The organism is Massilia sp. 05N420 (assembly GCF_056397205.1).
Genome location: NZ_JBFTMX010000048.1, coordinates 1 through 11066 on the forward strand (window position 1 = coordinate 1; position 11066 = coordinate 11066).

Sequence of the window (11066 nt, forward strand, 5' to 3'; positions counted from 1 at the left end):
GCATTCCGCTGGCATTCCGCTGGCGGCGCCGAACGCGGCCGCCGTCACCGTGGCAAGCGCAACAAACGCCTGGGGCGGCATACGCACCGGGCTCGAGACGACGCTGTCCGAGCGCGTGGTCCACTACGACATCGACGCCACCCTCGACCCGGTCAAGCACACCGTGACGGGCCGCGAAAAACTCACCTGGCGCAACCGCAGCAGCGTGGCGGTGAAGAGCGTCTACGTCCACCTGTACATGAACGCCTTCGAAGGCGCCGGCAGCACCTTCTTCACCGAGAAGCGCCAGCGCGGCACCGCCTTCCGCTCCGGCGTCGACATCAAAGAGGGCGAGTGGGGCCACATCGCGCTGCGCGGCGTGACCCAGGGCGAGGCCACCGTGCCCTGGACCTTCGTCCATCCGGACAACGGCCCGACCACCGACCACACCGTGGTGCGCTTTGACCTGCCGGCCGCGGTGGCGCCGGGCGCCTCGACCACCTTCGACATCGACTTCCACACCCAGCTGCCGCGTGTGACGGCGCGCACCGGTTACTTCGGCAGCTTCCACCTGGTGGGCCAGTGGTTCCCGAAGATCGGCGTGCTGGAACTGCCGGGCGAACGCGGCGCCACCACGCCGCGCTGGAACGCCCACGAGATGCACCTGAACTCGGAGTTCTACGCCGACTTCGGCAGCTTCGACGTGCGGCTCACGGCGCCGAAGGACTACATGATCGGCGCCACCGGCGAGCTGCAGGGCGCTCCCGTCGAGCAGCACGGCATGCTGACCCACCGCTATGTGCAGGGCGACGTCCACGACTTCGCCTGGACCGCGGATAAACGCAGCGCGAAGCCGATGGTCGAGACCTGGACCGGCCCGGGCAGCCCTAACGTCACCGTCACCGTGCTGTATCCGCCCGAGTACGCGGCCAGCGCGGCGCCGGCGATGAAGGCCGCCAAGGATTCGCTGAGCTATTTCTCGAACACCCTCGGCCCCTACCCCTACAAGACCCTCACCGTGGTGATCCCGCCGCACAATGCTGTAGAAGCCGGCGGCATGGAATACCCGACCTTCTTCACGGTCGAAGGCTATGCGAAGGTCGAGCCGGATCTCTCCAGCCAGTACTTGCTGGACTTCACCACCATCCACGAATTCGGCCACGGCTACTTCTACGGCATCCTGGCGAATAACGAGTTCGAGGAACCGGTGCTGGACGAAGGCCTGAACGAGTACTGGGACCTGCGCATGCTCCGCGACCGCGGCCAGAAGCTCCACGCCGGCACACCCTTCACCCGCAGCCTCGGCATCACGCCGGCCTTCGACGCCTTCGCGGCCGAGCGCATGCGCACGCCGCGCAACGACCCGGCCGACGCGCCGGGACAGAACGCCTACGACCGCCTGCAGGACATCGGCGCGGTCTACAGCCGCACCGCGACCCTGATGCGCGACCTCGAGGCGCGCGTCGGCAAGGAGCCGATGGAGCGCGCCTTCAAGGAATACTACCGGCGCTGGAAGTTCCGCCACCCGAGCACCGCCGACCTGCGCGAGACCCTGGCCGAAGTGACCGGGCAGCGCGCCGCCGTCGAATCGGTATTCGCCCGGCAGGTGTATGCGGCGACCAAGGTCGACGACCGCATCGCCGACTTCAGCAGCCGCGAACAGCTGCCGCTGCCGGGCACGCGCCAGGCGGGCAGCGGCTGGGTCGAGGACAAGCAGACCGACCTCGACAAGCGCATCGAGAAGACGCGCGAAGCCTGGAGCAAGGCCAACCCGAAGGCGAAGGATGGCCTCGGCCCCTACCCCTTCCGCACCGAGGTCCTGCTGCGCCGCTACGGCGCCGCGGTGCCGCAGACCCTGGCCGTAAAGTTCGCCGACGGCAGCGTGGAAACCGTGCGCTGGGACGCCGGCGAAAGCTGGCACAAGTTCAGCTGGGTCAAGCCGGCGCGCGCCGTCTCGGCCGAACTCGACCCGCAGCGCCTGCACTACCTCGACGCCAACAAGCTGGACGACAGCCGCACCCTCAAGGCCGACGCCAGCGCCTCGCGCCGCTGGGGCGTGGACGCGTCCTCCTTCATCGAATATCTCCTCAGCCTGATCGCGACCGTATGATGCACACCGACCAGACCCTCGACTCTCCCTCCCTGGCGCCGCAGAACGCCGGCGCCCGCCGCCGCCATGGCCTGCGGCCCTTGTTCGGCGCCATGCGCGCCGCGCTGCAATGGCGCCTGCTGCTGTGGTGGGCCCTGCTCCTGCTGCTGCCGACCATCGTCGCCAGCCTGCCGGTGTGGCAGATGCTGGGCGCCAACCTCGACCATTCCGTCCATGCGGCCCAGCTGGCGGACAAGCTCGACATGATCGCGATCGCCGACCTGGCGGGCAGCATGCGCGATCGCTTCGCCGCGGCGATCGGCGCCGGCGGCATCGTCGCGCTGGGCCTGACCCTGCTGCTGTCGCCGCTGCTGGCGGGGATGAGCATCCACGCGGCGCGGGCGCCCCGCCGTCCCGGCTTCAGCGAGCTGCTGGCCGGCGGCGCCCAGGAATACACGCGCATGTTCCGCATGATGGTGTGGAGCGCGGTCCCGCTCCTCATCGTGGGCATCGTGGCCGGCATCGCCTTCAGGCTGGCCGGCAAGACCGCCGAGACTGCGATCCTGGAAAGCGATGCCGAGCATGCTTCGAATCTGGCGCTGATCGCCACCACGGTGGTGTTCGTGCTGATGCACGCCACCATCGACGCCGGCCGCGCCCTGCTGGCCAACGAACGCCGGCGCCGCTCGGCCATCGTGGCCTGGTGGGGCGGCGTACGGCTGATGCTGCGCCGGCCCTTCTCGCTGCTGGGCGTGTACGTGATAGTCACCGGCATCGGCCTGGTCCTGGCCGCGCTGCTGGCGGCAGTGCGCGTGCAGGTGCCGGCACTGGGCGCCGGCGGCACGATCGGCGCGGTCCTGCTGACCCAACTGGCGGTGCTGGTGCTGGGCTGGATGCGCAGCGCGCGGCTGTTTGCGATGATGGCGCTGGTGCGGGCCCGTCCGCAGTGAGCTAGCTTCAAACCGTCGCTCCCGCCTGCGCGGGAACGACGGCTGCGTTACCATGGTGCTTTCACCGTCCGCCGAGGAGCCCCCATGCCCACCCGCCTGCCCACCTATTTCGTCTCGCACGGAGGCGGTCCCTGGCCCTGGATGAAGGGCCAGTACGGCGGCGCCTACGACCGCCTGGAAGCCTCGCTGGTCGACATGAAGCGCCAGGCCGGCGAGCGGCCGAAGGCGGTGCTGGTGGTGACCAGCCACTGGGAGACCGAACAGTTCATGGTGTCCAGCAATCCGGCACCCGGCATGATCTACGACTACGGCGGCTTCCCGCCGCACACCTACCAGATCCAGTACCCTGCGCCGGGCGATCCTCGACTGGCCGCCCGCGTGGCCGACCTGCTCGGCGCCGCCGGCCATCCGGCCGCCCTGGACCCGGAGCGCGGCTTCGACCACGGCACCTTCTCGATGCTCTACCCGGTCTATCCGGAAGCCGACATGCCGGTGGTGCAGCTGTCGATCCGCCATGGCTACGATCCGGCCGTGCACCTGGCCGCCGGCCGCGCGCTGGCGCCGCTGCGCGACGAAGGCGTGCTGATCGTCGGCAGCGGCCTGTCCTTCCACAACCTGCGCCAGTTCGGCCCCGGCGGCGCGCTGGCCTCGCATGCCTTCGACACCTGGCTGCAGCACGTGTTGCTGGAACTCTCCCCCACCGACCGCGAACAGGCCCTGCTGAACTGGAGCGAGGCGCCCTTTGCGCGCCATGCGCATCCGCGCGAGGACCACCTGGTGCCGCTGTGGGTGGCGCTGGGCGCGGCCGAGCAGGAACAGGCCGCCTGCGTGTATCACGAAGACGCCTTCTTCGGCGCGCTGACGGTGTCGAGCTTCCGCTTCGGAAACGCGCCGGGAGAAGGCTGAGGCATGGGCGGCGATTTCACGGTCTCGAATACGGTGCTTGACGCCGAGCTGAGGCAGATCCACCGCTTCCTGGCCGAAGAGGCCTACTGGTCGAAAGGCATATCGCTTGAATTCGTCCGCAAGGCGCTGGCCAATTCGCTGTGCTTCGTGGCTTGTCTCGACGGCGAATTCGCCGCCTTCGGGCGCGTCGTCACCGATCTGGCTTCGTTCGGCTACCTGAAGGACATCTTCGTGCTGTCGGAATACCGCGGCCGCGGCCTCGGCAAGCTGCTGGTCGCCGCCATGCTCGAGCGGCTCGAGCAGGAAGGCGTGGGCTCGCTGATGCTGACGACCGCCGATGCGCACGGGCTGTACCGCCGCTTCGGCTTCGAGCCGGTCGGCGATTCGCCCAGGCTCATGCGCCGGGCCGTGGGCTGATGACGGAGACCTGAGCAGGACTCAGGTGCCGCGCTTGCCGCGCGCCGCCTCTTCGGCCTTGCGCGCGGCCTTCTCCTCCGCGATGCGCGCCTTCTCTTCCATGTCGATGCGGTGCTGCTCGAGCGCCGCCGCGCGGGTCGCCGGCGTCTCGAGGCTGATGCGGCCCAGCGCGCCCTGGCGGTAATCCTGCAGCAGCACGTGGGCCGCCTTTTCGTAGTCGTAGTCGCCGCCGCGCACGCGGAAGCCGCGGCGCGCGGCCACGCCCTCGATCACGCCGACACCGTCCATGCCCTCGGTCTTGAGGCCGTAGCGGGCAGTCAGGAGCTGGGGGTAGCGCTGCAGCAGCAAGCCGCCCAGGAACTCGGCCACTTCTTCCTCGATCACGGCATTGGTGCCGACCGCGTGGCTGGCGGCCAGCATCAGGCCGTCGCTGTCCATCGCGATCTTCGGCCACAGCATGCCGGGGGTGTCGACCAGCACCGTGAACTTGTCCAGGTAGATCTTCTGCTGGGCCTTGGTGACGGCCGGTTCGTCGCCGACCTTGGCCACGCGCTTTTTCAGCAGCGCGTTCATCAGGGTCGACTTGCCGACGTTCGGGATCCCCATGATCATGATGCGCAGCGGCTTGGTCGGCACGCCGCGGTGCGGGGCCAGCGCCTTGCACAGTTCGGGGATGCGGGCGACGTCGGACGGCTTCTTGGTCGTCATCGGATAGGCGCTCACGCCTTCCTGGGCGTCATACCAGGCGGCCCAGGCGGCGGTTGCCACGGGGTCGGCCAGGTCGGTCTTGTTCAGGACCTTCAGGCAGGGACGGTTGCGGAACTTGCGCAACTGCTCGACCATCGGGTTGCTGCTCGCCTCCGGCAAGCGCGCGTCAAGGACCTCGATGACCACATCGGTGTTTTCCATCTGCTCCGCGGCCTGTTTGCGGGCAGCGGCCATGTGGCCCGGGAACCATTGAATCGACATACTTATTCTCAATAATCTGCGTACAAGGCGCTATTTTACGCTGGAGAAGCCCTCGAGCTCATGTTCGCTGAAGCTCGGGTTCGCCACGGCCTGGCGCAACAGCTCGGCGACATCGCCCTGGCGCAGCAGGGCCAGGTCGGCGCGCTGGCGTCCGAGCGCACGCTGGATCAGCGGGTGGGCCAGCAGCCTGGCCTCCTTTTTCGGGGTATCCGGGACCACGCCGGTGAGCCGGATCGCGGCCTGGTCGGCGGAGTCGTACTCGCGCGCCACCGCCCACTCGGCCTGGGAAGGCTCGTCGACCAGCAGGCAGCGGATCGCATAGGCCAGCGAGGCCAGCGCATCCTCGGCGATCTGCGCCAGCAAGCCGCCCTCCACTTCCGGCCCCGGGATCATGGCCATGACTTCATCGAGGATGGCCGGCCAGGGCTGCTGGCCGGCGTCGCCGGTCAGGATGGCTTGCCAGAGCTCGGCGACGATCTCGCGCGCGCGGCCCTCCTTGCCGGTCGATTGCATCGAAGCGAAGCGCTCACAGGCCGGCATGAGCCGGGTCGCGGCCGCCGCCGCGCAGGCCTGCCGCGCCGCCGGCGGCAATGCCGCCAGGGCACTCAGTTGAAATTGCTTGTCGTAGCTGAACGTCGAATCTGCCATTGGCACATTCTATCGCGCTACCGGCTTGGTGGCGCACTCGCTCGGCGGCGCGGGCTGGCTGGGGTCGAAGACCTCCAGTTCCTTCTTCGCCAGCTTGACGTCCTTGCCGAACTCGGTCAGGTAGCGGCTGCGCTCCTCGCTCTGCCATTCAGCGTCCGAAAAGCCCTTCAGCGGATGGTTCTTGCTGGTGAAGACCTTGCCTTCCAGGCGAGGCATCAGGGCGCGGTCGGGGTCCGTGTTTTCCTTCAGCAGATAGCCGTCGACGTCGCGCAGGGTCAGCGGCAGAGCCGCGTCCTGGTCGCGCATCAGCTTGCCGAACATGGTCAGCCTGACCTCGTTGGGACCGGGGCCGAGCAGCTCGTTGAAGGTCAGCAGGGCGAAGGGCTTGCCGCGCGCATCGTCGACCCGGCCGCTGATGATGTAGCGCCCCGGCATGCGCACCTCGACCGGAAGGATGAAGCTGAGCGAGCCGTTCTCGACCGCTTCGCGGACCTGGCCGGTCCAGACCGCGGGCAGCTCGGGCGTGTAGATCACGTCGAACACCACCATGCCGTTCTTGCCGTTCACGTTATAGCTGACCTGGGTGCGGATGGTGCCGTTGAAGCCGGCCAGGCCGGTCTGCGCGGGCGCCAGCACGCCGGCGAAGGCGCCGTCGTTCGGCACCGGATCGGCGCCGTTGCCGTCGTCGGCGAAGGGGATGCTCACCTGCGGCGTCTGGCGCGCGCCGGCGTAGGTGATGCCCTGGCTGAGCGCGCGCGCGACCACCAGCGGCAGCACCCGGTTCGAGGCATCCACGGCGCGCAGCGAGAAGGCCACCGCCTCGTTGGCCGCCATGTAGACCCGCGACTGCGAGGTCTGCAGCAGCACGCCGCGGTCCGCGCCGCCGCCCTGCAGGCGCATCGGGTTCATGTCGGTGACCGGCGCGTTCGGAAGATTCTGGTCGGCGTTCTCGGCCATCGGGCGCGAGCCCACCGGATACTGGCTGCTCTCGCGGTAGCTGCAAAAGGTATGGTCGGCCAGGCGGACATTCTCGATCAGCTGGCGGCGGCGCTGGCCGCGTTCGTCGACGGCCGGCAGGCCCTGCCCGCCCACCGGATCGAAAAAGGCCCGGCCCTGCGGGGCCGGGGCCTGGGCCGCGGTGGCGACGGGCGCCGGGCCGCCATGGCCCATCAGGCTCCAGACCAGCGCGGCCAGCACCGCCAGCGCCACGGCCGGCAGTGCCAGCCGGCGCAGCCAGGGCCGCGGTGCGGACCTTGGCTTCGGCGGCCGGCGCTTTTTCTCCGGTGGCTTGTTAGAGCGCACTGTTCACCATCGCACTTCGGACGACGGAAACGATGCCGGCCCAGTTCCCGCTCGTGTAGTGGTTATAGGCCTCATTGTCGTCCCGGAAGGACACCGAGTGGTAACTCCACTTGGCCGACCCGCCTTCGTTGGCGGCGGTACCGAGGGTCAGGTCGTTGCACAGCCAGTCGCTGGGGTTGCAGTAGGAGCCGCCCGAACTGACCGAGACGCCGCCCGAGCTGTGGTTGTACATGGCGCGCGCGGTGGCGGTCTTGAGGTCCTGGGTGAGCGGATCGGAGACCGCCCAGGAGCCGTAGTCGGCCTGCTCCGAGCCGCCGCCGGCGCCGGAGGCGGCGCGCACCCACTTGATGTTCCAGCCGGTCTGCGAGCTGCCGTCCGCATTGCCGCAGACGCCGGAGGAATTCGCCACCGCGTTCTTCTTCATGCGCGCCGAGCCGCCGTAGTTGGCCAGCACGTAACCCATCATCAGGTCGCCCGCGCTGTGGGTCGCGATATAGCACCAGTTGTTCCCGGTGCAGAAGCAATCGAGGGCATCGCGGATGTGGCCGCTCTGCGAGGCGATGCTGTTGTAGCCGTCCCAGTTGACGGCCTTCTTGTTGACGCCCGCCGCCGTCGACGACGGGCCCCAGTAGGTGAAGCTGTTGTAGTCACCGATCGTGCCGCCGCCTGTGCGGCCGTTGATCCATAACGTGTAGTTGGTTGCCGATGCCAGTCCCGCTACCGCGAACAGGCACACCGCCAGTATCGTGCGTATCAGTCTCATCTCTTCTCCACTCGTTCGTTATCGTCGTTGGATTACGTGTGCCGCCCACACAGGCGTACGCAAAAAAGCGCACGACCGTGCGGGAGCCGAGTCGAATGTAGATGGGACATATGTACAAGTCACACCGCACGAGCCAAACTGCTGAGTGTGGCGAAAATGGCCTCATTTCGAGCTAGCGCGCATAGTTGACCATCGTGCCCAGCATCACCGAGACGATGCCGCTCCAGCTCGCTTCCGTGAAGTGGCCGTAGACTTCGCGATCGTCGCGGAAGGACACCGAGTGGTAGGCCCACTTGGTGCTGCCGCCCTCGTTGGGCGCCACCCCCAGCGTGAGGTCGTTGCAGAACCAGTCGCGCGGATTACAGAGCGACCTGCCGGAACTGCCCGAGATGCCGCCCGCACTGTGGTAGGCCTCGACGCCGTCGTCCTGGCCCGGCAGGAGGAAGGAGCCCGGTCCGCCGGAGGCGCCGGCATACATGTAGAACCAGATATTGTGCGTGGCATTGTGGTTGTACATGGCGCGCGCGGTACTGGTCTTCACGTCCTGCACCAGCGGTTCCGAGGTGGTCCAGGCGCCGTAGTCGGCCAGCTCGGAACCGCCGCCGGAACCGGCCGCGGAGAGGACCCACTTGATGTTCCAGCCGGCCTGCGCGCCACCGCCCGCATTCCCGCACACGCCGGAGGCATTCGGCACCGCGTTCTTCTTCATGCGCGCCGAGCCGCCGTAGTTGGCCAGCACGTAGCCCATCATCAGGTCGCCCGCGCTGTGGGTTGCGATATAGCACCAGTTGTTCCCGGTGCAGAAGCAGTCGAGGGCGTTGCGGATGAGGCCACTCTGGCTGGCGATGCTGCTGCGTCCGTCCCAGTTGACGGACTTCTTGTTGACGCCGGCATTGATGGTGCCGAGGCCCCAGTAGCTCCAGCTGTTGTAGTTGCCGATGGCGCCGCCGCCGGTGCGGCCGTTGATCCAGAGACTGTAGTTGGTCGCCGCTGCCGGGTTCGCCGCCGATGCGGTGAGTGCGAACAGGCACAGCGCCATGAAAGTGCGCAGCAGTTTCATATCCCCTCCAGTCCAGTGGTTTGTCGAGGTTAGATACCGCTGCGTTGCGGTGGTTCTCAGTCGAGATCGGCCAACGCTTTGACGTGCACCGCTACGCTGCGGCCCAGTGCGGATAAATTATAGCCCCCTTCCAGGCAGCTGACGATGCGTCCGCTTGCGTGCGTGCGCGCGACCTCGAGCAGCCGGTGGGTGATCCACGCATAGTCGGCCTCGACCAGGGCCATGCCGCCCAGGTCGTCTTCCCGATGGGCATCGAAGCCGGCCGAGATGAAGATCATCTGCGGACGGTGCGCATGCAGGGCCGGCAACCATTGCTCCAGCACGATCTTGCGCACCGCGTCGCCGCCGCTGTAGGCCGGCACCGGAATGTTGACGCTGTTTGCCGTCACCGGTGTCGGCTCGCTGTACGGATAGAAAGGGTGCTGGAAGAAGCTGGCCATCAGCACGCGCGGATCGTCGCGGAAGGACTCGTCGGTGCCGTTGCCGTGATGGACGTCGAAGTCGACGATGGCGACCCGCTCCAGGCCGTGCACCTCGAGCGCATGGCGGGCGGCGATGGCGACGTTGTTGAAGAGGCAGAAGCCCATCGGCTCGCCGGGACGCGCGTGGTGGCCGGGCGGGCGGATCGCGCAGAAGGCGTTGTCGATGCTGCCGGCGATGACGGCGTCGGTGGCGGCCAGCGCCAGCCCGGCGGCGCGCAGGGCGGCGCGGTAGCTGTCCTTGCACAGCAGGGTGTCGCCGTCGAGCGGATAGTGTTCGCCGGCCGCGGGCAGGTTCTCGCGTACCAGGTCCAGCGCGCCCTGGCTGTGGTTGCGCAGGATCGCCGCCTCGTCGGCCGGCGGGCCATCGCAGCGCTCGACCAGGCCGTCCAGCCGGGCCAGGATCAGCTGGTCCTCGATCGCCTGCAGTCGCGCCGGCGTCTCCGGGTGCCAGTCGCCCATCTCGTGCAGGGAACAGTCGGGGTGGCTGTAAATTGCTGTGCTCATGTGCTGCGCATGGTAGATTGCCGATGACGCTAATCTACCATGCGCATCGGATCGACGAGAAGAAGCCATCCATGTTCAAACAATTACATTCCGCCGCGCGCCAGGTCGGACAGATCGTGGTGGGCAAGGACCAGCAGGTGCGCCTGGCCCTCACCTGCCTGCTGGCCGGCGGCCACCTGCTGATCGACGACGTCCCGGGCGTCGGCAAGACCACCCTGGCGCATGCCCTGGCCTTGTCGCTGGGCCTGCAGTTCAACCGCGTGCAGTTCACCAGCGACCTGCTGCCGGCGGACGTGGCCGGCATCTCGGTGTACGAGCGCGAGAAGAACGGCTTCATGTTCCATCCCGGGCCCATCTTCACCCAGGTACTGCTGGCCGACGAGATCAACCGCGCCACGCCCAAGACCCAGTCCGGCCTGCTGGAAGCGATGGAGGAGCGCCAAGTCACGGCCGACGGCGTCACGCGGCTGCTACCCGAACCCTTCTTCGTGATCGCGACCCAGAATCCGGCGCACCAGGTCGGCACCTTCCCGCTGCCGGAATCCCAGCTCGACCGCTTCCTGATGTGCCTGTCCCTCGGCTACCCCGACGCCAGCGCCGAACGCGCGCTGCTGATGGGCGAGGACCGGCGCGCCATGCTGAAAACCCTGCAGCCGGTGATGCGGCCGGAAGAGCTGCTCGATGCCCAGCGCTCGCTGCGCGCCATCCATGCCTCCGGCGCGCTGATCGACTACCTGCAGGCCCTGGCCCAGGAATCGCGCTCCGGCAAGCTGTTCGCCGAAGGCCTGTCGCCGCGCGCCACCCTGGCCCTGCTGCAGGCGGCGCGCGCCTGGGCCGCGCTGGRGGGACGCGACCACGTGATCCCGGAAGACATCCAGACCCTGCTGGTGCCGGTCTGCGCGCACCGCCTGCGGCCGCTGAAGGCCGCGCATGGGGGCGGCAGCGCCAGCCGCGACCTGGTGCTGCAGCTGCAGAAGTCGGTGCCGGTCTGAATGGT

Annotated in this window: 11 protein-coding genes; 5 read left to right on the plus strand and 6 right to left on the minus strand. The window is 68.1% G+C overall.

From position 1 onward, the window contains the following. The 4 genes from AC1DIX_RS23535 to AC1DIX_RS23550 form a co-directional block, all read left to right on the plus strand. Positions 1-2089: M1 family metallopeptidase (locus AC1DIX_RS23535; protein WP_477327841.1), on the plus strand; the 2089-nt coding region annotated here is incomplete at its 5' end. Next, positions 2086-3018: a hypothetical protein gene (locus tag AC1DIX_RS23540; protein ID WP_477327843.1), complete on the plus strand. Its 933-nt coding sequence runs from the start codon at positions 2086-2088 to the stop codon at positions 3016-3018. The genes AC1DIX_RS23535 and AC1DIX_RS23540, both read left to right, overlap by 4 nt. Positions 3019-3102: 84 nt before the next feature. Further along, entirely contained in the window at positions 3103-3924 is an 822-nt protein-coding gene (locus AC1DIX_RS23545) for a DODA-type extradiol aromatic ring-opening family dioxygenase (RefSeq protein ID WP_477327845.1), read from the plus strand. Between the two features lie 3 nt (positions 3925-3927). Continuing rightward, positions 3928-4341, plus strand: a complete 414-nt coding sequence (locus AC1DIX_RS23550) for a GNAT family N-acetyltransferase (RefSeq protein ID WP_477327847.1) — start codon at positions 3928-3930, stop codon at positions 4339-4341. A 21-nt stretch (positions 4342-4362) separates the two neighbouring features. Here the strand turns inward: AC1DIX_RS23550 and ylqF are convergent, their stop codons facing one another. The 6 genes from ylqF to AC1DIX_RS23580 form a co-directional block, all read right to left on the minus strand. Continuing rightward, positions 4363-5283 (minus strand): ribosome biogenesis GTPase YlqF, encoded by a 921-nt coding sequence (gene ylqF / locus AC1DIX_RS23555; protein WP_442123700.1) that lies wholly within the window; start codon positions 5281-5283, stop codon positions 4363-4365. A 57-nt stretch (positions 5284-5340) separates the two neighbouring features. Then, positions 5341-5958 carry a hypothetical protein gene (locus AC1DIX_RS23560; RefSeq protein ID WP_477327849.1) on the minus strand — a complete coding sequence of 206 codons (618 nt, stop codon included), beginning with the start codon at positions 5956-5958 and terminating at the stop codon, positions 5341-5343. A gap of 9 nt (positions 5959-5967) precedes the next feature. Next, positions 5968-7260, minus strand: coding sequence for a choice-of-anchor X domain-containing protein (locus tag AC1DIX_RS23565; RefSeq protein ID WP_477327851.1), 1293 nt, complete (start codon positions 7258-7260; stop codon positions 5968-5970). Then, positions 7250-8023 carry a hypothetical protein gene (locus AC1DIX_RS23570; protein WP_477327853.1) on the minus strand — a complete coding sequence of 258 codons (774 nt, stop codon included), beginning with the start codon at positions 8021-8023 and terminating at the stop codon, positions 7250-7252. The genes AC1DIX_RS23565 and AC1DIX_RS23570 overlap by 11 nt, the downstream gene beginning before the upstream one ends. Positions 8024-8195: 172 nt before the next feature. Then, positions 8196-9083: a hypothetical protein gene (locus tag AC1DIX_RS23575; protein ID WP_477254131.1), complete on the minus strand. Its 888-nt coding sequence runs from the start codon at positions 9081-9083 to the stop codon at positions 8196-8198. Between the two features lie 56 nt (positions 9084-9139). Next, positions 9140-10069, minus strand: coding sequence for a histone deacetylase family protein (locus AC1DIX_RS23580; RefSeq protein ID WP_442123675.1), 930 nt, complete (start codon positions 10067-10069; stop codon positions 9140-9142). 71 nt (positions 10070-10140) lie between these two features. Between AC1DIX_RS23580 and AC1DIX_RS23585 the strand changes: the two genes are divergently transcribed. Continuing rightward, positions 10141-11061 (plus strand): AAA family ATPase, encoded by a 921-nt coding sequence (locus AC1DIX_RS23585; protein ID WP_477327855.1) that lies wholly within the window; start codon positions 10141-10143, stop codon positions 11059-11061. Positions 11062-11066: the final 5 nt, after the last annotated feature.